At 49.7% G+C, this 21,482-nt stretch carries 21 protein-coding genes and 1 other RNA gene; 11 read left to right on the top strand and 11 right to left on the bottom strand.

All coding sequences use genetic code 11. The features are described from left to right. The 3 genes from rnpB to ccsB form a co-directional block, all read left to right on the top strand. An RNA gene (gene rnpB, locus Q0986_RS16800) (RNase P RNA component class A) lies at positions 1-371 on the top strand; the annotation flags it as partial. A 56-nt stretch (positions 372-427) separates the two neighbouring features. Then, entirely contained in the window at positions 428-1,159 is a 732-nt protein-coding gene (gene rnc, locus Q0986_RS16795) for a ribonuclease III (RefSeq protein WP_299413034.1), read from the top strand. Between the two features lie 98 nt (positions 1,160-1,257). Next, complete coding sequence (ccsB, locus tag Q0986_RS16790) at positions 1,258-2,262, top strand: c-type cytochrome biogenesis protein CcsB (protein WP_299413029.1); 1,005 nt, start codon at positions 1,258-1,260, stop codon at positions 2,260-2,262. 34 nt (positions 2,263-2,296) lie between these two features. Here ccsB and Q0986_RS16785 read toward each other — a convergent pair whose 3' ends face one another. Next, complete coding sequence (locus Q0986_RS16785; protein WP_299413026.1) at positions 2,297-3,616, bottom strand: DnaJ domain-containing protein; 1,320 nt, start codon at positions 3,614-3,616, stop codon at positions 2,297-2,299. Positions 3,617-3,882: 266 nt separating this feature from the next. Here Q0986_RS16785 and tilS point away from each other — a divergent pair, with 266 nt between their 5' ends. Continuing rightward, complete coding sequence (gene tilS, locus Q0986_RS16780) at positions 3,883-4,926, top strand: tRNA lysidine(34) synthetase TilS (protein WP_299413022.1); 1,044 nt, start codon at positions 3,883-3,885, stop codon at positions 4,924-4,926. A 1-nt stretch (position 4,927) separates the two neighbouring features. Here tilS and Q0986_RS16775 read toward each other — a convergent pair whose 3' ends face one another. The 3 genes from Q0986_RS16775 to rppA form a co-directional block, all read right to left on the bottom strand. Beyond that, a complete protein-coding gene (locus tag Q0986_RS16775; protein ID WP_299413019.1) occupies positions 4,928-5,848 on the bottom strand; it encodes an MvdC/MvdD family ATP grasp protein in 921 nt (306 codons plus the stop codon). A 4-nt stretch (positions 5,849-5,852) separates the two neighbouring features. Beyond that, the gene (locus Q0986_RS16770) at positions 5,853-6,155 is read right to left on the bottom strand and encodes a hypothetical protein (protein WP_299413016.1); all 303 of its coding nucleotides are present in this window, start codon (positions 6,153-6,155) and stop codon (positions 5,853-5,855) included. A gap of 523 nt (positions 6,156-6,678) precedes the next feature. Then, the gene (gene rppA / locus Q0986_RS16765; RefSeq protein ID WP_299413012.1) at positions 6,679-7,404 is read right to left on the bottom strand and encodes a two-component system response regulator RppA; all 726 of its coding nucleotides are present in this window, start codon (positions 7,402-7,404) and stop codon (positions 6,679-6,681) included. 96 nt (positions 7,405-7,500) lie between these two features. On the opposite strand from rppA, the gene Q0986_RS16760 reads away from it, so the two are divergent. Next, positions 7,501-7,713, top strand: coding sequence for a hypothetical protein (locus tag Q0986_RS16760; protein ID WP_299413009.1), 213 nt, complete (start codon positions 7,501-7,503; stop codon positions 7,711-7,713). Here the strand turns inward: Q0986_RS16760 and Q0986_RS16755 are convergent. Next, entirely contained in the window at positions 7,684-8,394 is a 711-nt protein-coding gene (locus tag Q0986_RS16755; protein ID WP_299413005.1) for an HAD-IA family hydrolase, read from the bottom strand. The two genes, Q0986_RS16760 and Q0986_RS16755, sit on opposite strands and share 30 nt — an antisense overlap. A gap of 67 nt (positions 8,395-8,461) precedes the next feature. On the opposite strand from Q0986_RS16755, the gene Q0986_RS16750 reads away from it, so the two are divergent. Then, complete coding sequence (locus tag Q0986_RS16750; protein ID WP_299413003.1) at positions 8,462-9,610, top strand: alpha/beta fold hydrolase; 1,149 nt, start codon at positions 8,462-8,464, stop codon at positions 9,608-9,610. A gap of 58 nt (positions 9,611-9,668) precedes the next feature. Here the strand turns inward: Q0986_RS16750 and Q0986_RS16745 are convergent, their stop codons facing one another. From Q0986_RS16745 to mnmE, 4 genes are all read right to left on the bottom strand, one after another. Then, entirely contained in the window at positions 9,669-11,789 is a 2,121-nt protein-coding gene (locus tag Q0986_RS16745; protein WP_299413000.1) for an EAL domain-containing protein, read from the bottom strand. Continuing rightward, on the bottom strand, positions 11,776-12,246 hold the full coding sequence (locus Q0986_RS16740; RefSeq protein ID WP_299412997.1) for a response regulator: 471 nt from the start codon (positions 12,244-12,246) through the stop codon (positions 11,776-11,778). Before Q0986_RS16740 ends, Q0986_RS16745 begins: the two co-directional genes overlap by 14 nt. Next, positions 12,243-13,727: an ATP-binding protein gene (locus Q0986_RS16735; RefSeq protein ID WP_299412994.1), complete on the bottom strand. Its 1,485-nt coding sequence runs from the start codon at positions 13,725-13,727 to the stop codon at positions 12,243-12,245. Before Q0986_RS16735 ends, Q0986_RS16740 begins: the two co-directional genes overlap by 4 nt. Before the next feature lie 157 nt (positions 13,728-13,884). Continuing rightward, on the bottom strand, positions 13,885-15,252 hold the full coding sequence (gene mnmE, locus Q0986_RS16730; RefSeq protein WP_299412993.1) for a tRNA uridine-5-carboxymethylaminomethyl(34) synthesis GTPase MnmE: 1,368 nt from the start codon (positions 15,250-15,252) through the stop codon (positions 13,885-13,887). 268 nt (positions 15,253-15,520) lie between these two features. On the opposite strand from mnmE, the gene Q0986_RS16725 reads away from it, so the two are divergent. The 5 genes from Q0986_RS16725 to bioB all read left to right on the top strand — a co-directional run bounded on the left by Q0986_RS16725 (position 15,521) and on the right by bioB (position 20,115). After that, a complete protein-coding gene (locus tag Q0986_RS16725) occupies positions 15,521-16,474 on the top strand; it encodes a hypothetical protein (protein ID WP_299412991.1) in 954 nt (317 codons plus the stop codon). Between the two features lie 75 nt (positions 16,475-16,549). Then, positions 16,550-16,780 carry a hypothetical protein gene (locus tag Q0986_RS16720; RefSeq protein ID WP_299412988.1) on the top strand — a complete coding sequence of 77 codons (231 nt, stop codon included), beginning with the start codon at positions 16,550-16,552 and terminating at the stop codon, positions 16,778-16,780. A gap of 8 nt (positions 16,781-16,788) precedes the next feature. Then, a complete protein-coding gene (locus tag Q0986_RS16715; protein WP_299412984.1) occupies positions 16,789-18,348 on the top strand; it encodes a polyamine aminopropyltransferase in 1,560 nt (519 codons plus the stop codon). Positions 18,349-18,367: 19 nt separating this feature from the next. After that, entirely contained in the window at positions 18,368-18,961 is a 594-nt protein-coding gene (locus tag Q0986_RS16710; RefSeq protein WP_299412981.1) for a DUF4178 domain-containing protein, read from the top strand. An 83-nt stretch (positions 18,962-19,044) separates the two neighbouring features. Beyond that, positions 19,045-20,115 (top strand): biotin synthase BioB, encoded by a 1,071-nt coding sequence (gene bioB, locus Q0986_RS16705; RefSeq protein WP_299412978.1) that lies wholly within the window; start codon positions 19,045-19,047, stop codon positions 20,113-20,115. 164 nt (positions 20,116-20,279) lie between these two features. Here the strand turns inward: bioB and Q0986_RS16700 are convergent, their stop codons facing one another. Both Q0986_RS16700 and Q0986_RS16695 read right to left on the bottom strand, forming a co-directional pair. Continuing rightward, the gene (locus tag Q0986_RS16700) at positions 20,280-20,873 is read right to left on the bottom strand and encodes a hypothetical protein (RefSeq protein ID WP_299412975.1); all 594 of its coding nucleotides are present in this window, start codon (positions 20,871-20,873) and stop codon (positions 20,280-20,282) included. A gap of 373 nt (positions 20,874-21,246) precedes the next feature. Further along, on the bottom strand, positions 21,247-21,482 hold a 236-nt coding region (locus Q0986_RS16695), incomplete at its 5' end, for a hypothetical protein (protein WP_299412973.1).

Raw genomic sequence — 21,482 nt, 5'->3', positions numbered from 1 at the left:
GCCTGAGGAAAGTCCGGGCTCTCGAAAGACCAGACTTGCTGGGTAACGCCCAGTGCGGGTGACCGTGAGGAGAGTGCCACAGAAACATACCGCCGATGGGGTGTTGGGCGATTGAGCCTAACGCTCACAGGTAAGGGTGCAAGGGTGCGGTAAGAGCGCACCAGCAACGTCGAGAGGCGTTGGCTCGGTAAACCCCGGTGGAGAGCAAGGCAGAGGGCAATGGTTGGTCTTTTCCCTGTCCTCGGTTGTAGCGCCGCTAGAGGCGTCTGGTAACAGGCGTCCCAGATAGATAACTACCCTTCTTTGGTCTGCAAGGGGCAATCCCTGCAGGCAAAGGAGAACAGAACCCGGCTTACCGCCTGCTCTTCCCCCTTCTTTGAGATGGTTATCCTGATCGTTTATCCCCTCTTTGGATCCTCTGTTATTGATGTCTGATTGCCCCCCTCAGCGACGCCGACAATTAGAAAAGCTGATTCTGCGGCTAGGATTGCCCGTGGCTGCTCCCATCCGTTGGGATTTATTGGACCTGGCCTTTACCCACCCATCAGTTTCCAATGAAGCGAATTACGAGCAGTTAGAGTTCGCTGGAGATGCTGTGGTCAAGCTGCTGACGGCGATGTTGCTTTGGACCGAAAATCCTCAAGGCTCCGTGGGAGAATGGACGGCCATTCGTTCGGTACTCGTGAGCGATCGCAACCTAGCATCCCTCGCCTTAAACTATGGATTTGAAAGATTCCTACTGCTAGGGCCGAGCGCAGTGAACGATCATCAAGGCCAAGAATCCCGACTGGCAGATACCTTTGAAGCGCTGTTAGGCGTCCTTTACCTCAGTACAGGGGATTTATCCCTGATTCAACCTTGGTTGCAACCTCATTTTCAACAGCAAGCAGAACGGGTCCGCACGGACCCCGCTTATCAAAACTATAAGGCGGCGCTGCAGCAGTGGACCCAAGCCACTTATCAAGAATTGCCGGAATATCGGGTCCAAGACAATCAATCCCAGCAGGCTCAACCCTCAGTCGAGGAGCGGTTTACGGCTGAAGTTTGGGTGCAAGACCAACAACTAGCAACCGGGAAGGGACGCTCGATTAAAGCTGCCGAGAAGGCAGCGGCCCAAACAGCCTTCTTAAAACTCCAGGCGACCGTCGGCAAGCCGTAACAAGCTGTCCGTAATTGGGTAGGATGTAAAGTGAGCGTCTACCCAATGCTATCTCTGAGCGTTTGGCTCAACGGTTCATAGAATAAGGATTAAAAACGATGGATCTGGTTCTTCTCCAGAATAAGCTTGATAATCTTTCCTTTGCAGTATTATTTGTCACCATGCTGATCTATTGGGGAGGGCTGGCCTTTCCGAAGATCCCCGTCTTTCCCACCTTGGGCACGGCAGGCATGGCGATCGCGAATCTCTGCATGGCTTGCTTGTTAGGCGCCCGCTGGATCGAGGGGGGCTATTTCCCCATTAGTAATCTCTATGAGTCACTATTTTTCCTGGCTTGGGGCGTTACCACCATTCATCTATTAGCAGAATGGCTCAGTCGCAGTCGCTTAGTGGGAGCCGCCACTGCGCCTGTCGCCATGGGGATTACGGCCTTTGCCGCCCTTTCCTTACCGGATCAAATGCAGACTTCAGCTCCCTTGGTGCCCGCCCTCAAATCCAACTGGCTGATGATGCATGTTAGCGTGATGATGCTGAGCTATTCCGCTTTAATCGTGGGGTCATTGTTGGCAATTGCCTTTTTAATTGTGACCTTGGGGCAACCTGTTGAACTCAAAGGCAGTTCAATTGGCACGGGTAGTTTTCGCAAACGGGATGCTCAACCCCAATCGTCTGAGGCAACAGACCGCTCTGCGGGCCTAGAAGAGGGAACAGTGGCATCTGCCCAAGCAACGGCTGTATTAACCCCTGTCTCCACAGCAGCGCCTGCCCTCTCGTTCAACCGCTTGAGTTTGGCTGAATCTCTGGATAACCTCAGCTATCGCATGATTGGTTTAGGGTTCCCATTGCTCACCATTGGCATTATCGCTGGGGCCGTATGGGCTAATGAGGCTTGGGGAGCCCCTTGGAGTTGGGACCCGAAAGAGACCTGGGCGCTAATTACCTGGCTGGTGTTTGCTGCTTATCTTCATGCTCGCATTACCCGAGGCTGGCAAGGGCGTCGTCCCGCTTATTTAGCCACAGGAGGCTTTTTGGTGGTGTGGGTGTGCTACTTAGGCGTCAATTTGCTGGGGAAAGGTCTACACTCCTATGGCTGGTTTTTCTAGATTTCTGAAGAACCTGATGTTCTACGTTGTCCCCCTAGACCAGCTGCAATGTTAAGGCTCTATAAATCAAAGCCGTGACTCCATAACAAATCATCAAGATGGCAGGTACGGCAAAGGCGGCAATGGATTCTGAAATTTGGCCAATTTTGGTGTACCCACTGTATAAGCTCAGGATGGCGTAGCTAGCGGTAAACAAGCTGAGGGTTATCAGCTCGATCTGACCTAACCCCATCATCAGGCCACTGATGATTGCCCAAACTCCAACCGGGAGAACGGCTGCCCCGGCAATCAGACAGTCGCCAGACCAGCTGCCACCTTTGCCCACCATCTGCCGGACTAATCCTCCGGTTAACACTAGACTACAGAACGCAGCGGTGCCCAAGAGTAAGAGTTGTGAATAGGACAACGTTAGGAAAGTAGGGTCATAGAAATGCACGCCCCCGACCACACATCCCAGGGCCAGTCCTGCAAAAATCAGGCTGATGCCCACCGACTGATACGGGAGTTGGCTTTGCCAAACGTGTAGGGCGGCATTACTAGGACTGACTAAAAATTGTGGCAAGGTCCTTAGGGTTGTTGCGACCAACGCTACCCCATTCCGAGGCAGATTGAGCGCAACATTGGCAGGTTTCCGATTCAAATCCTTAAGCGTGGCGATCGCGCGTTGATAATTGCCAATATGCCCCTGTTGACGAAATAGAACGGCGGCTGTTTGTAAGTCTCGTGCGGCCAATCGTTCTTGAACTTTGATGTAAACAATGCCGCGATGAAAGAAGGCTTGGGCATATTCCGGTTCGATCGCAATCGCCTTGGCATAGGATTCGATCGCTAAATCCAAGTGTCCTAAGCGATAACAGGCTCGTCCCCGAAAGAAGAAGGCCTGAGCTGACTGGGGTTGTAGGCTTAAAATATGGTCACAATCCCGGAGCACTTCTCGATTATGGCCCAGTGTAAACCGAGCTTGACATCGCCCCATATACGCTTCTAGATAGCCTTTTTTTAGGTGAATCGCTTGCGTAAAGTCTGCGATCGCAGCGGCATAATTGCGTCGATTTGCCTTGTGCACCCCTTGCATAAAATATTGTTGAGCATCTTGCAAAATCACCGAACCCGGTTCTTCAATCAATGGAGACGGGGGGCAATAGTCATGATCAAACAACACCCGTTGTTCATGATTACTCAACACCTCATAGGCCGTGCATATTTTCTGAAAAGCTGCCGCCGCTCTGGGGCTATTGGGATTGAGGTCAGGATGATACTGGCGAACCAGTCGACGAAAGGCGGATTTAATATCTGCTGGCGTTGCCTGTGGAGACACTTGCAGCACACTGTAATGATCTTGTGAGTTCACCATGAAAGTTCTAGAAAACGAATCAGACCCGAAAACTTAATAAAAAATTATGATGTGATCTTGCTTACACTCATAACCCCAAGTATGGCATTCCAACTGAAAGATGTATCGATGTCCTTTGAATTCTTATTTTTCCGAAGTATTTTTCGGCCGCTTAAAAATTAACTCAAATCATTTTTTGCCCGATGGGGAAAGAGTCTTACATACTCTTCTTTCTGATCTAAGAGCGACTTCTTTGCCCTTATTTAGATGTTTCTAAGAGATAGCAAGTGAGTCATTCTAAGCGTTGGACCTCTCTTCATACTCAGCTCCATCAAACACTGCGACAACGTCAACTTTTACCCCAGCACAGTAAGGTTTTACTGGCGCTTTCTGGCGGTCAAGACTCCTTGTGTTTATTACAACTACTCACGGACTTACAGCCCAAGTGGGACTGGCACTTAGCCCTTGCCCATGGCGACCATCGCTGGCCACCCGATGCAGCTGAAAATGCTAAACATGTGGCTGGCCTTGCTGACCAATATCAGCTCTCTCTTTTTGCCCGACAGTCTCCCACAGAATTGAAAAGTGAGGAAGCAGGACGACTGTGGCGTTATCAAATGTTAACTGACATTGCTGAACAACAGGGGTATCCGCTCGTGGTCACGGCCCATACGGCTAGCGATCGAGCTGAAACATTGCTCTACAATCTAATGCGAGGCAGTGGTACAGACGGATTACAAGCCCTAAGCTGGCAACGTCCCCTCTCCGCTCAGATCCAACTCGTACGGCCCTTGTTAGACGTCACCCGAGCCCAAACCGGAGAATTTTGTGACCAGCAGGGATTACCCATTTGGCAAGATGCGATGAATCAAGAGCTTGCCTATCGTCGCAACCGCATTCGTCAAGTCGTATTGCCCTATCTCAAGCAACATTTCAATCCCCAAGTGGAAACGGCCCTTGCCCACACAGCTGCTATTTTGCAAGCAGACGTTGCCTTTCTGGAGGCCGAAACTCAACGATTGCTAGCGGTAGCCCTTCCTCCACAACAGCCCAAGATATCTCTGGCTCATATGCCCCTATGGCTGGGATGCATCAATCGGGACTGCCTCAAAGCTGCTCCCCTTGCCCTTCAGCGCCGAGCCCTGCGTCAGTTTTTAAAAACAACCTTAGCGTTGTCCGCTAACTTTGATCAGGTCGAAAAAGTTGTGGCCCTGGTCACTGCCCCTAATCGCTCCCGTACTGACCCCTTGAAACAACAGTGGGTGGCGGAAGTCGCTGATCCGTGGATTGTGATTGGCACCCTGATACCGCCGTCTCAGGAAGAGGCTTGACTCAGCTGGGTTCTAGTAGTAAATGTACCAGGGTCGATGTAATGGGATGCCCTGTTTGCTGTTCAAAGTAGATAAACATGGGGCTGGGGTTGGCTTCCAAAAAAGTATAGTTTTGGGCGGGGGTCAGCCGCCAATCTATGGCGGTCCACTTCAACTTCAGGGCGGTGGCAATCGCTAAACTCTGAGTATGGATGGCTGCTGGCAAGTCGACGGGAATCAGCTCTGCCGCTTGGTCTTCCCGGAAATCAACGGAGGGACTGCGAATTTCGGCTGAGAAGACCGCATCCCCAATCACATAGGTGCGAATATTGGTCCCCGGAATATAGGCCTGAAAGGTGGCCGGGGAGAGTCGCAGCGCTAGCTGTAGCCGCTGTGGATCAAGATGGTCTGGAGACACTAATTGAGCATGGGCTCCCCCATATACGGGCTTAAAGATCACCTGATCTAGAGTATCGACAAAAGCAGTAATTTGTTGGGGATCGTTACTCACTAGGGTTTTGGGAATATGAACCCCCAACTGCTTGACGGCACTCAGCTGCAAGGGTTTCTCCTTGTGAAACTGATAGGCTTCCCAGGTATTGACCCACTGACTCGGTTGGGCTTGGATCAGCGATCGCAACAAGCTCATGGCGTCGTTGTAAGCAATCCACTGCTGCTGCTTATCCTCCAAGTCAGGAATGGCAACGCCGGTAATTTGCCGCCAAAATATTCGATGAATCTCCTGGAGCATCCACACTTCGCCGTCTTCCCATGCAATCTGCCCTTGTTGGGTATCTGCCTGCCAGGAAAAGCGCAGCTGGGTGGGGAAATGGTGAGTTTCCAAACAGCGCACCTGCGCACCTGCCTGTTCTAGAGCGGATTGCATATGGGCAACGTGAGCATCAGTGGGATGCCCTAGAACCAGTATTTTGGTGTCTGTCACCGAATTAACCGCCTTCTTCTCCTAAAGCCAAGGTGGTAAAGACGGGCTCATCTTCAGAGGGATAGGGGGAGGGGGATGGACCGCCGCCGGGAAAATTGATAGGTGGGAAATCATACGTCCCCCCTTCTTCTCCCAAGGCTAAGGTGGTGACATTGCCAGACTCGCCAGATTCACCGGGGCCGACTGCAGTTAAGGTCTGGGAAGAACCTCCTTGAATAGATGCCGCTTGATCATCTGTAACCGGATCAACCACATCTAGATCGAGGGCCGCTAATGCTTTGAGATCGAGATTAAAGGGGTGGCTCATGTTTGTCCTCCATGTTTAGTAAGGTTGAAATCATGGGGAAACAAGAAGGGTTCAGCTAGCAGCAACGTCAGCGCTGCGAGGGGTTCCTGAATGAGCATTGCGATTAGTATGGACCTCTTTGGATTCTAAGCACACGGAAAATAATGTAGCGGTTAGAACCTTAGAGAAATACAGGCAATGCAACCGTCTGTAATGGCTTAACTATCAAGAATAGCTAAAAAGCCATTGGTGGTTAGATTAGAGCTGGCGCTGCTAATGACTGTAAATGATATCGGACCATGATGCCTGTGATCCAGAACACTTCCCGCTATTTACTAGTTTGTGATTGGGGGGATTTGCCCAGGTTAGGAAAGTGAGGTGACACTCCAAAAAGTGTCACTTTGAAACAGGGACTGGATTTCAATCGAGATATTCTTAATCCAGTGAGGAGTGATTCAGATGAAAAGCTCTTGAGGTCGAAACACGGCAAGACTCTCAAGAGCTTTTTTATTTTTAAAACCCTGGTATTCCACCACCACAAATATTACGGTTCAGCCTCTACCTTAGAACCAAACCAATATCCTTTACCGTATATCGTATGGATGAGCGGAGAGGCATTTTTAGCTGAAATTTTCCGGCGCAGAAGTCGAATTTGGGCTGCTAAGACATTACTATTGGGTTGATCGCCACTCGGCCATAGATGCTGGTAAATTTGGTCGTGGGTTAGGAGCTGGTGTGGGTGCTGCATCAGATAGGTGAGTAGCTGGCTTTCTTTTTCTGACAGGGTAATGGCCTGTCCCTGACAATAGGCGATTTGGCTCTCCAAATCGAGTTCTAACCCTTCCACTTGTAAACGCTGTGATAAGGATTCCGGTGACGATTGGGCAAACTGCTCACTCCGCCGTAAAAGAGCACGAACTCGTGCCAACAGCTCTCTTAATTCAAAGGGTTTGACTAAATAGTCATCCGCCCCCGCATCCAAGCCTTGCACCCGATCATCTAGGGTATCTTTGGCTGTTAGGAATAACACAGGGGTGAGCTGGGATTGCGATCGCAACTCTTGACAGACCTCAATTCCTGATAATTTCGGCAGCATCCAATCGAGGATGAGTAAGTTATACAGCTGCCCCTGTTTGATCTTTTGCTGCACGGCGAGTAGAGCCGCTTCGCCATCATTGGCCACATCAACGGTGTACCCTTCCCGTTTAAGCAAACGGCCCAGGGCATCAGTTAACTCAACCTCATCATCAACTAGCAGGATTTGGCTCATCGGTCACCACAGCAGGTCATTAGGTAGAGCATACGGTACTGTTAAGGGGATATCCCCAAAAAGCGTTGCCCTAGGCCAGCAGGATTAAACTGGATTATGCCACAACCCGAAAACTCGCCCTCTCCCAACAGCCTTGGCTTCCTTCTGAAAGTCTTGGGGCTTTCCACTATCCTATCGGCTGCCATCAAATATTTAGGCCCGCTTCTGCCGATTTCTAGCTCTAATCCGTTGGCATTGGGCGTAGCGCTCACCCCCTCTCTGGTGCTGGGAGGGCTGTTACTACTGCGCAGTCAACACCAATCGGGATAAATCTGAAATTTCTGTATGGGTTGGTCCAGGTGGAGATTTCCCGGAACGATTTAGCCACACCCCTCGTAGTCCTGACTGTTCAGCCCCCTGATAGTCATCTTCCCAACTATCGCCAATGTGCCAAGCTCTATCAGCAGCAATCTGATGTTTGGCCAATGCGGCTAAGAACACTTGGCTCTCTGGTTTAGCTGTACCGACTTCAGTAGAACTGGTGACGGTTTCAAAATAGTCCCTCAACTCTAAGGCTGCTAAAACGGGATGTAGGCGACTATCAAAGTTTGAAACGACCCCTAATCGAATGCCTTGCTGCTGCCATTGTTGGAGGACCTGCGGCACTTCAGGATAAACAAACCAAGGCTCTGGCGTTGCAAAGTGATCAAACAAAATTTGGAAGAACGCATCAAAATCGGTAAAGGCAGAGAATGCTCCCACGTCTTGGAAGGCACGGGCAGCTACTGCTTTCCACCAGAGCAATTCCTGTTTATACAAATCGGGGGGTACAACGCCTGGAAACGCAGCTTTAGGGGCGGACAAGAAACTCTCTATAAACGCCTGATTCAAGTGTTGTGTATCAACCGTTACGCCTTCCTGGGCGGCAAAGTGGCCATAAATCTCCCCCACGGTTCCCCGCACCCCAAATAAGGTGCCAACGGCATCCAGGAAAATCACAGAAGGCGTCATAGGTTAACTTGGGGGTTACAGTATCGGCAGGGTAGGCCATCGATTATGGTACCAGCGCAAAACACCGATGAGTAATCCATACCAGTCTTTGATTAAAGCAGGGTGGATCACGTTGGGGGTGCTGGCCAGCCTGGCCCTGCTGGTCATCGTCTTACATGGATTACAGATCGTCAATGTTTGGCAACTCCCGCTTAAGCCGGTTTTGGCCTTTCTACTCTGTGGAAGTTTGGCCTGCTTTATCACCGCAGAAATGATGAAGCGGACGCCCGTATCCGCGCCTTCAGCCACTTTCCCTCACCGTTGGCGTCGGCGGTTGCTCTTCTTTAGTATTTTTTTGCTGATGGGTATGAATGTCAGCACTTACCTGGCAGCCTATGCATTAACCCATGTTCGAGAGCCAGGGCAATGGGGGCTGGGCTTGCCGAAACCCGCCAATATTCGCACCCCCGAGGAAAGGGGTTTATCCTACACCACCCACCGTTTGCCGATTGATTCATCCAGTTGGTTAGAAGCCTGGCATATTCCAGCAGCTAGTGTTTCTGCAAAAGGGACAGTGGTGCTATTCCCCGGCAATCGCAGTACCAAGGACAGGCAACTGATCGGTCCCGCTCAATCGTTTTCCCAGTTGGGTTATGACTCGCTATTAGTGGATTATCAAGGCGTAGGAGGCTCCAGCGGTTACACCACGACAGTCGGTATGCGGGAAGCGGAAGACGTGGTTGCGGCAGTCGACGCGTTGCCCTCCCTCACACTGCCGCCTCCAGTCATTGTCTATGGAGTATCGATGGGGAGTGCGGCAATACTGAATGCAATTGCAACCCAAAACCTCCAACCCGATGCCGTGATTCTTGAACTGCCCTTTGCTCGATTTATCGATGCCATTCGCAGTCGTCTGCGACATCACCATATCCCCTCCTTTCCCTTGGCAGAATTGCTCGTCTTTTGGGGTGGGGTACAGCATGGTGTCAATGGCTTTAGTCACAACCCTGTGGACTATGCTCAAGCAGTTCAATGCCCCACCTTAGTCATGCAGGGGCAACAAGATCCGTGGACGACAGTAGAGGAGGTCAAAACCCTCTTTCAACAAATATCCGCTCCCAAACAATTAGTCATCGCGCCAGAAGGAGGACACCACCAACTGATTGGGGTTGATCAATCTTTATGGGAAACCAGTTTGAGTCAATTCTTGCGGTCTTATGTCAATCCAGACCATTAGACCATTCGCCATAAACCTCATTTGGGGAATTGTCTCAACGGCAGAGAAAAATCTGTCCTTAGGCAGATATCCCAACTGTGCTAGCTTCTAGCGGTTGGGTAAATACACGGTGCGATTGCATTAATGTTTTCTGAAGCCGTTCGGCGGATAGTGGTTTAGAAATTAGATACCCCTGTACACAATCGCACTGATTTTCTTTCAGCCACTGGAGTTGTGACTGCGTTTCAACCCCTTCGGCAATCGCCGTCATCCCTAAGTTATGGGCCAAGGTAATCATGGTCCGGATAATTTCTGATTTTTCTGCATCCGTTGTTAAGCCTTCTATAAAGGACCGATCGATTTTTAGTGTATCCAGGGGAAAGTTGTGTAAAAAGCTAAGGGATGAGTACCCTGTACCAAAATCGTCGATCTGGAGTTGTAAGCCTAAAGCACGGAGTTGACTGATTAACTCAGAAACCATCACCTCATTTTCCATAATCATGGTTTCTGTAATTTCTAGTTTGAGGTGACGAGCATTGACCCCAGTCTCTGAGAGAATCGATTGAATTTGTTGTCCTAAGCTCGCCTGGGAAAACTGCTTTCGGGAAAGATTAACGCTAATACTTAAGGGGGGAATATTGGTCAGGCTCTGATGCCAATGCCATAACTGTTGACACGCCTCTTGGAGCACCCACTGACCAATGGTCAAAATCAAGCCTGTCTCCTCTGCTACGGGAATAAACTCTAAGGGCGAGATGAGGCCTCGCTGAGGATGTTGCCAACGGATCAGCGCTTCTAAGCTAACAATCTCATGGGTTTTGAGGCAAATAATCGGTTGATAGTAAAGCTGAAACTCTTGGTTGGCAATGGCGGCTCGCAGGTCGGTTTCTACCCGAAGCAATGCCTGAACGCGATCGCGCATGGCGGCTTCAAATACCACATATCTCGATTTGCCCAAAGCTTTGGCCCGGTACATGGCATTATCGGCATCTCGTAGCAAATCTTCCGGCTGCTGCGAATAGTCTGAATTGAAGGCAATGCCAATACTGGCAGAGATATAGACGGTATGTCCCTGAAGTTGGAAAGCTTGCTCCAGTTCTCGATTTAACCGACTTGCCACCTTTTCTGCCAACCGCTGTTCAGGGATATTTTCCAGTAAAATCGCAAACTCATCGCCCCCTAAGCGGGCAATCACATCCCCAGGTCGAAGCGCTGCGATTAAGCGTTGGGCCACTTCAATCAAGAGTTGATCGCCAATGGCATGCCCCAAACTGTCGTTGATCAGCTTAAAGCGATCGCAGTCTAGAAACAGCACGGCAAATAGATAGTTGGTCTGGCGTTTGACGCGGGCCAGGGTCCGGTGAAGCTGATCCAAAAATAATGCCCGACTCGGTAGCCCCGTAAGGTGATCGTAGAGCGCCACATGGTTGGTGAGATCGGTGTGTGAACCTGCCATCCGCACCACGCGATTATTGGAGCCATAAACGGCTATACCTCGGCTACTCACCCAACGATAAGACTGGTCGCGATGAAGCATTCGATACTGACATTCAAAGGCGGGTGTTTCTCTTCGTAGATGTCGCCGTAAATCGGTGCGAAATCGCTTTTTATCTTCGGGGTGGATGCGGTCAAACCATTCTTGAATGGAAGATTGGAGCGCCGCTTCCTCTTGGCCAATAATCGCGGCCCAGCGAGGAGAATAATAAACTTGATGAGTTTGTAAGTTCCAGTCCCAGAGCCCATCATTTGAAGCTTGGGCCACCAGATTATACTGTTCTTCCCGCTCCTGTAACGCCACTAAGGCCCGAGTATGGTTAATGGCATACCGGATCGAACGTTCCAATAAGGCTGATGTAATTGTCCCCTTTACCAAATAATCCGTCGCCCCGGCCGTCATCGCAGCTAAGTCGATCTCGCGATCTTCCTGGCCCGTCAACAAGATAATCGGAATCCGATGACCTAATGCGACCACTTCTTCCAGCAAATCCAAGCCCGTTCGACTGCCTAAACGAAAATCGAACACGTAAATATCATGTTGGTGACGCTGGACCGCTTGAATCCCTTTGTCATAGGTATCTGCCCAGTCCAGATCAAACTGGATGCTTTGAAAATCGTCTAGGAGATCTTCAAAAAAGAAATAGTCATCTTCATCGTCTTCCACCAGCAATAGTTTGATATGCAGTGGATCAAGATGCCTCACAATATTTCTCCGGGGGTAATGCCACAACGGTAAACCAGTACTGGCCTAGGGTTTGCATCACCTCAACTAAGGCGTCAAAGGTCACAGGTTTGGTGATGTAGGTATTGGCCCCTAAGTCATAACTGCGGTAAATATCGATATCTGTATTGGAGGTGGTGAGAACCACAATCGGAATGCGGCGGAGTTCAGGATTGGCTTTAATCTCCTGTAATGCTTCTCGCCCGTCTTTCTTCGGCATATTCAGATCTAGCAAGATCAGACCGGGGCGGGGCGATGTTTTCGGATCGGTATATTGACCGCGACGAAACAAGTAATCCATCAACTCTTCGCCATCTTTGACAAAGCGAATTTCATTACTTAGTCGGCTCTCTTCTAAGGCTTCGGCCGTAAGCATCCGATCATCTTCATCGTCATCGGCCATCAAAATTGTGATTGGGGCAACATTGACTGAGGTCATGATTGGGGCTCCATTGGGGTTTGGGTAAGTGGTAATGTGACGAAAAACGTTGCGCCTTGACCCGGTGAACTTTCAGCGGTAATGGTGCCACCATGATGCTCGGCAATTTTGGCACAGACTGCTAGGCCAATTCCCGTGCCATCATATTCATTGCGACTATGTAAGCGCTGAAACACTCGAAAGATACGGTCTGTATACTTTTGCTCAAAGCCAATGCCATTATCTTCAACGCTGATTTGGTAGAGGCTCTCGGCCTCAGTGGTCGCATCAACATTCTCGTCAATCGCTTGCCCACCAATCGTGATACAAAGTGGCTGATCGGGTTGACGGAACTTCAGGGCATTGCTAATCAGGTTTTGAAACAGCTGCCGAATTTGCATCGGTTCAGCATCAATTGTGGGTAACGAAGTCACTTCAACCTGGGCCTCAGTTTCCTGAATCCGAATTTCCAGATCATCTAAAACGCTGCCCACTACCTCATTGAGATCGACTTCCGTAAAGGGTTGCGCCTTTGAGGTTACTCGGGAAAAAGCCAATAGGTTCTGGACCAGTTGTCGCATGCGACCCGCCGCTTTTTGCATGCGGTCCACATAATCCTTACCTCGATCGCTCAAATCATCTCTGCATTTTGTTTGCAGCCGATCACCAAAGGCCTCAATTTTGCGGAGGGGCTCTTGTAAATCATGGGAGGCCACATAGGCAAATTGTTCTAGTTCCTTATTGGAGCGGAGTAAGGCCTCATTGGATCGAGCTAATGCCTCAGATTCCTCCGCTAGTTTAGCTTCAGCTTCCTGTTTGGCCTTTTCTTGCCGAATTAGAATTGCTTGGGCATAACCCACAATGACCACCAGCACCCCATACAGTCCGATAAAGGTAATAATGACGGCGATCAACCCGTCTTGTTGAGCTTTCTCAACCTGCTGCACCAGCGGTGTGACATTGCTATAGACTTCGATCACACCTTCAATCTCGGCATCAGAGCTTTGAGGCCGCAGGGGTAAATAGCTGGAAATTAATTTTTTTTCTGTGAGGAGACCCTGCACACCCCGGAATTTAGTTCTATGGGATAGCTTAGTGATCGTTTTACCGGAACGCGCTGTCTGAAATCCAGCATATTTAGCTTTATCCTGACCAATTTGTTTGGTGTCAGTGGAAAACACCACTCGACCGTTTAAATCAAAAATTTTCAGTTTGGCAATCGACGTCCCTTGAATCAAACGGCGAACGGTTTTGTCTATGTCTTCAATTTGCGGGTGATCTTGTAAGTCTTCCTTCGATAAGGAATCTGTGGAACTTAAAAAGGATTTGTGTTGGGGCCATACCGAATTAGAAACAACTTGGGTGATTTCAACGTTCTTTTGCTCACTCGCACTAATCAGTTGGGTCGTTGTTGTTTGTTGATTGTAGTGCCGTAAGAAGAGGGTGGCGCTACCACAGGCAACTAAACTCGCAATCGAAAAATATCGCAGTAACTTAAACAAAAGCTATATTCCACAGGCAATACGTCTTGGTGCCCTGAGCCGATTTTCAGGTTCCCTTAGTTAGAATTCCCAGAGTTTCCTATCTTTGGAACAAATTATTGATGAATAGCACAATAAACGCTATGTGTGAATCTTTAAAAAGTATTTGAATGAAGGACTATTTGCCGATGCAAAAGCGACTAAATATGCGATCGAGCACTGATTCAGTGATGTCTTCTCCGGTGATTTCGCCTAAGGCTTGAATCGCCCCTCTTAGGTCTATGGTCCAGAAATCTAGGGGGAGCTGATCTGCGATCGCATCCTGAACATGCGTTAAAGCGGCTTGGGCTTTTTGCAGGGCGGCGGCCTGTCGTTGATTAATCGCCCAATCTAAATTGGCGGCTTGTAAAGACTGGCTTTGCACCGTTTCTAAAATCGCTGTTTCTAATGAAGAGATCCCTTGATTTTGGGCCGCAATAGTGGACACCACCTGAGATATTGCGGCTGGATAGATCACCTGTTCTTTGGGGACTAAATCCACCTTATTAATAATCAAAATCATCGGCAGATCTTGGAAAGCTTGGTAAAGTTGCTGATCGTCAGAGGTCCATCCAGCGGAGGCATCGATGGTGAGCAAGACCAAGTCAGCCGATTGAGCCGCTTGATGCGATCGCGTAACGCCAATTTGTTCCACCTGATCCTCTGTCTCGCGAATCCCAGCCGTATCTAAAACCTGAATCGGAATGCCGCCCACCACTAATTGAGATTCCACCACATCCCGCGTGGTGCCGGGGAGGTCGGTAACGATGGCGCGATCGCATCGACACCATGCATTTAACAAGCTCGACTTACCCACATTTGGACGACCAATAATCGCTACTTTTAGACCATTACGCAGCAATTCTCCTTGGTCTGCCGTCGCTAAGATCGCTTGAAGGGTCTTATGGATCTCCTGCAATTCCGCTTGGACACCCGCTTCATCCAAGGGTGGTAAATCATCCTCAAAATCGACCCTGGCCTCCACCTCTGCCAAGGTATCCAGACAGCGCTGCCGCAGTTCCCGAATTGGGGATGCCAACTTGCCCTGCACACCCGCTAAGGCTGCTTGTGCCGCCTGGGGCGACCGTGCCCCTACTAGATCCGCAACCCCTTCCGCTTGGGTCAGGTCCACACGGCCATTCAAAAACGCTCTGAGGGTAAATTCTCCAGGCTGTGCAAGCTCAGCTCCTGCTTGCAAACAAGCCTCCAGCACCTGTTGAACGGCAATTATTCCCCCATGACAATGAAATTCCACCACATCTTCACGGGTATAGGAGCGAGGGGCCAGCATCAGCAGTAACAAAGCTTCATCAATTACCTGCTGTGTTGAAGGCTGTTGAATATAGCCATAAAGAACCCGATGACTCTCCCACTGCTGGTTTCCCGGTGCCTGAAAAAGCTGCTTTGCAATCGAGACTGCATCTACACCAGATAGGCGAACGATACCAATACTGCCCTGTTGGGGAACAATAGCGGTTGCGATCGCTGCGATCGTAGTTTGCTTCATAAGCTCTTTGAGAGAAGTTCGTTTATCCGAGCACTAACAACCCGTTTATTGTGTGTCATTCAGCATTATCCCGCTCAGCTCATCCTTGAATTCTGCAGTCGATCCACACTGACTCTTAACGTTCTCGTCAAATTGTTCGCAATCTAGCCAAGCTATACTGGCCTGCAGGTCCATCGCCATCTATCACTCTGCCTGCATCTCTTAATATTGTTATCTGTCATCAACCCCCATGCCCAGTCACGTTGAATATAAAACAACACGCCGGTTCATGAATATTTGGGTCTACTTGGCCCTCGGTGCCGTTGGCATGATTATTTTGGCAGGTCTAAGTTCTATCTTCTTTGTCAAACCCTTAGCTTCCAAAACATTGCGAGCCCGGGAAGGGGAACCCGCCCGATTACAGCCCATTAAAATCAAACCCCAATCGATTGGCGCTCTTAGAGTGGATGTCACTGCCAAAATTCCCACCAATCGCTGGCTTGCCTACGAGGTTCAAATCCGTGACCAGCAAGACAAAGTTTTGGCAGCCGGGCTCAAAAATGCTTGGAATGAGTCAGGGATTTGGCGCGAAGAAGGACAAACGGGCACCTGGCAGGAAGATGATCTAGATGCAGGATTAGATATTAGTAGCGCCAAATCTGAACCGATCAATGTTGTGGTTGAAGTTCTAGAGTATGCCACCAAAAGCAACCAGCCCCTAACTGAGCCTGTCTCTTTTCGGATCAGAGTCAACCAGGGCATTATCGATACTCGCTATTTATGGCCTGGTTTTTGGGGGGGATTATTAATGGCCGGTTTAACCTGCCTGTTTTCCAAATCGGCTGGAGCGACCTTAAGCGATAAAAGCATTGGGGATAGCGACCTCGGAGACCGTGTCACGGCAGGTGGTCCCAACAAACTTATTAAAGTTGTTGTCAAAACCGTGGCTGATGAAACCTCACCGCCTTCTCTCAACTGTCGACTGATGATTCGAGATGGCAACGGCGACGAGCTGTTTAATGCTTCTGAAGTGATGCCCCTCAGATTCAAGCGAGACGAAGATGGTGACATTGACAGTACCCATGGACAGGCCACTTTTTTCCTCATTCTGGAAAAACCTAGCTCCTATGGGTTTTATGTCGAAGTCACCCCCGATGCCCCTGTGGATTCGACACGGCTGATCATCAAGCAAGGGGCCGTGACCTTAGGGGCCGTCAAAGTTGCCCATATTGGAGCCGCTTAAGATCCCGAACGCCCCGTCCTAGGGGTGCAACTTGATTTGTTCTTATTTAGGATGGCAGTAGAAACCTGTTTAACTATGCTGACAAAACTTTTTTCCGTTGCAACCGTTGGAATTGTCGCCGCTTCCATTTTGGCTGCCTATACCCAGCGTTCTGCCTTTCAGCTTCGGCAAGAGAGCCAACCGAATCATTGGACGCGTCGAGGGACCCGAACCTCCGGACGCTATCGTCGTGGAGTTTGGGTTGTCTCCCCAGCTCGATCTTCCTACAGTGGATTCCGGGGCGGTAGTCTGGGTGTAGGTAAATAAGCCGCGGTATGTCCGGGTCAGAATTAACCGCTGTGGTGCCTGAACCGCTTCCACTCACTGCTGCTCAGCGACGCTGGTTATTAGCCGCCGCCGCGATCTCCTCTAGCGTTGGCTTAGCGGCAGAACTGCTCTTAGGGACGCTAGCCAGCTATCTAGTCGGTAATACTGCTTTAGCCTATGGCGTAGCTGTGGGTGGCTTTCTGGCAGCGATGGGCTTAGGTGCCTATATTAGCCAGTTTATCGCTGTTAACAATCAGCAACGCCAACTCCTCAACGTTTTTCTGCAAGTTGAACTGGTGGTTGCCCCTTTAACGGCTGGTTTGCCGATCGGATTATTCGTTGTGTTCGTTGCCGATGGCCCCATTTGGCTGGGGCTGTTTCTGGTCACGCTGATTTTAGGTATTCTATCCGGCCTAGAAGTTCCTATTTTGACGCGCATTATTGAACAAGATCGCGACGTTAAATCTGCCCTTGCGGGCGTTCTAGCATTGGACTATGTCGGGGCCTTAATCGGCTCCCTGGCCTTTCCCGTCCTGTTTCTACCCCTCCTAGGACTATTTCCCACCGCCGTTTTGATCGGCTCCTTACCCGCCTTTATGGTATTTCGCTTGGGACGGTTATTTCGGGGCATGCGGTCCTGGAGTTATTGGGGGCTTGGCCTTGGTATCGGCCTCTGTGTGTTTGCCCCGTTCGTGATACCGTTTAGCGATCGCTTAGAAAATACCCTCTACAGAGCCCCGATTGTCAGCCGCATCCAGTCCACATATCAACGCATTGTTCTCACCCGCTCTGGCAACGATACGCGCCTCTACTTAGATGGTGACCTTCAGCTTTCAACGGTCGATGAATATCGCTATCACGAAGCCCTGGTCCATCCCGCTCTGAGTTCCAACATCCAGCGACGCCAAGTTCTAGTCCTGGGCGCAGGGGATGGTATGGCCCTGCGGGAAATCCTCAAATGGCCGGAAGTTGAGAAAGTGGTGCTCGTTGAGCTGGATCCTGCTGTCGTCAAGCTCGCCCGTCAGTACCCGGTGCTCGCCGATGGTAACGCCCATGCCTTAGACAATCCACGGGTAGAAGTGGTTTTTGGAGATGCTTTTAGGCTCGCTCCCCAACTTCCCAATACCTTTGATGTGATCATTGCTGATTTCCCTGATCCCGATCGCCCTGCCCTCGCTAAGCTCTATTCCCAAGGGTTCTATCGGCAGCTATTCGCTCGCCTCGCGCCTGACGGTATCTTCGTCACCCAGGCTTCCAGTCCATTTTTTGCCCCAAAAGTCATGGATTGTATCGCCACAACCTTAGCGGCCACTGATTTACAAGTTTATCCCTATACCGTAAACGTACCGAGCTTTGGTCCTTGGGGGTTTGTCTTGGCTTCGCCGAAGCCAGTACAGTTTTCATCCCAACGCCTAACGATTCCCACTCGGTTCCTAACCCCAGCCCTCCTCCCTGAACTTTTTCAACTTCCCAAAGATATTTCTATCGGTAACGCCAAGATCAATCGGCTCACCGATCCCGTTATCGTTCAGTACCAAGCCGATCCTCGCTGGTCGGCCTATTATTGAAACACTCTAGAGGCAGACTATGGCTTACCTTTGGCTATTTATCATCATCGTGGGCATCCTGGGTGTTGTCCTGTACATGAGACAACAATCGGGGAAATCCCTCCCCTTTGCATCTCAACCCCAAGCTTTGCCCTCCCTCGAACGCACCGTCTTTACCCTAGAAGTGGGTGATGTGGTTCAACATATGGGAACCGACTGGATCGTTGAAGGCAAGTTAGTCTATGACGACCAGGGCTATTCCTGGCTGGAGTATCTGCTCCAAGACGGCAACCGTCGTCAATGGCTCTCTGTAGAAGAAGATGATGTGGTTGAAGTAGCGCTATTGGAAGTCACCACTGCCCTAGAAGTGGGTACCAATCCGCCTCCTGAACTCACCTTTGCCAATGAAACCTATCGCCACAAAGGATCGGGCACGGCTCAAATGACCCGTAAAGGATCAACGCTCAACCGTAATGCTGAACGGTGCCAATATTTTGATTATCAAGGACCGGATAACAAAATCCTATCGATCGAAAACTGGGATGGTGATATCGAAGTCACCGTGGGTCAAAAAATCCATCCCTCTATACTTACGCTGCTCCCTGGTGATGGCCGGCGCATTTATGGGGCTTAATGTTGCGCAATGTTTGGTTCAGACCGTAGACGCAATAGGATATTCTGACTAAGTTACATCGTTAGGGAAGTCAGAGGTCAAGTATGGGCAGCGATTTCAATGAGTGGGTTAAAATCGCCTTGTCAGACGAAACCTTTCCTCAGTCCTCAGCACTCGCTATCTTATCGGACCCCGATATTGATCTACTGCGTTTAGTCGCCGCAGCTGGAGAGGTGCGGATGACCTATTTTGGTCGGCAGGTGATGCTGCATCGCATCAATGATATTCAAAATGGCCTATGCCCCGAAGATTGTGGCTACTGTGCCCAATCCAAGATTTCCGACGCCCCGATCAAAAAATACCCCCTAAAAAGTGAAGAGGACATTATCCAAGAAGCCTATGAAGCCAAAGCAAAAGGGGTCTATCGCTACTGTATGGTATCAAGTGGCAGAGGGCCAACCGCAGAACGGACTGAGCATTTAGCCCATATTATTCGCCGCATTAAAACTGAGGTGGGGATTCAAACCTGCCTTTCTGCTGGTTTGATGGATCATGAACAAGCCACTGTCCTCAAGGAAGCGGGGCTCGACCGCCTTAACCATAATCTCAATACTAGTGAGTCGCATACCCCTGATATCGTCACCACACACACGTTTCAAGATCGGATCAATACCCTAAAAGCAGCCCGTTCAGCCGGACTAGATTTATGCAGTGGCATGATTGCGGGCATGGGAGAAACGGATCAAGATATCGTCGATGTTGCCTATCAGCTGCACCAATATCAAGTCCCTTCCATTCCGATAAACTTCCTTATTCCGATTCCTGGAAATCCTATTTATGATTGCAATCAGCTTTCCCCTCAACGCTGCTTGCGTATTCTGTGTCTGTTCCGATTTGTGAATCCTACAGCGGAACTTCGGATTGGAGGTGGGCGAGAGGGCCATCTCAGGGGACTGCAAGCATTAGCACTCTATCCAGCCAATTCCCTTTTTGTTGAAGGCTACTTAGCTACTAGAGGTCATAGCGTCGATCAAGTCTACCAACTTATTCGTGATGCTGGTTTTGAAGTCGCTGGGGATAGACCTCTGAGTTCTGAGCTGAGGGATGCATCTCAGTTTCAGTTGGATGACAATCCCAATATTTTGAATCCACAGACGACAACCCCATTGCTATAGCAAGAGTACACAAACATCTAACGCCTTGAAGTGCAATAACTTCAAGGCAAATAATCGAATCAAAGATGTCGAACAAAAACGCTAGCAGCGCTTTGCTTTGAAGGATATCAATGTCAGCAATGCGCCGCGCTATTATTCCAGTATTCGCTTAGTCTATTGCCGGGCTAGCGAGATCGATTCATCTTGCGACGAGCCGCAATTCCAGCAATCCCTAAGCATGCAAACAAACCTGCAGTCGCAGCTTCAGAAGGCTCCGGAACCGCAGCAGGGGGAGTAGCAGGATTATCGTCACCCCCTGTTAAGGCTAGAGGAAGAACGGCTGCAGCTGCACCTGCGGGAATTAAGGCAGCAAATGGAAAACCAGCAGCTGCTGCAGGAAGGCCACCTGCTGGCGCAATCCCACCAATGCCACAGTCTTCAAACTGCACGCCTCCTTGGGCAACTAAGGCTTGGGAGGGCTGTTGTATGCCAACCGAGGTGTCTGTGGTGGCTGAGCTTGCTACCAAGTTGGGGGCAGGGGATTGGCTTAATGGACTAGAAGGCGCTTGTAGGGCTTCTGGTGAAATGCCTGGATCCTCTCCACAAACACCGAGTGCTGTATCTGTATTTAGCTTTGTATCTGTGTTTAACTTTGTCTCTTCTGCCAGAGAATCCCCTAGGCCAAGCTGAGCAGCATAGCTTAGAGGCGTATGAATAGAGTTATAGAGGACGACCAATGACAAGACAGTCAAGGAACTACAGGTTTTTGAAAATTTCATAGTTGATGATTCCGATCCTTAGTGATGTCCCCACATGAATATTGGGAGAACTTACCATAAAATCTGTAAAAGCTAGCTGTGTGTGTTGTCACCTTTACAAAATTGGAGCCCTCGCTACATTATGTCAAAAAAATCTCAAAAAGCAACTAGAGATGCCATCTGATACGCGTCCATAATGAGCTTGCGTCAATTCTAGCAGATGATTTTATCCCGATCAGAGACAATTCAGTCCACCTTAAATCTCCCTGTCCCTTGGCGAAAAATAGGGAGATCGAAGCGGGTCAAGTGTTTCAGTCAGGGGGTAAGTTGCCAGTGGTGCCTTAGATTCGCAGAAAAAATGGGTGGGCAACAAAAATATAATTAAGGCTCCCAGTTATGTAATAATATCTTTACATTTTTCTCTCCATAGATTTAAATTAAACCTGAGAGCAAAAGGCACTGTTTGATCTTCAGCCAGAACAAAACAGCACTGCCCGCTGCAAACATTTTGCAGCGGGCAGTGCTGAGAAATAAGGAAAGTCCCTTCGACACTAGCAGCATCCATACCCCGTAATGCTTGGATTTTAGGCCTGCTAATCTGCGCCTTACCCTTTCGGTGCAAGTTGCCAT

The sequence above is a fragment of the Acaryochloris sp. IP29b_bin.148 genome (genome assembly GCF_028285565.1).
Lineage (GTDB): Bacteria > Cyanobacteriota > Cyanobacteriia > Thermosynechococcales > Thermosynechococcaceae > Acaryochloris.
This window is presented reverse-complemented; position numbering and strand designations above follow the sequence as displayed.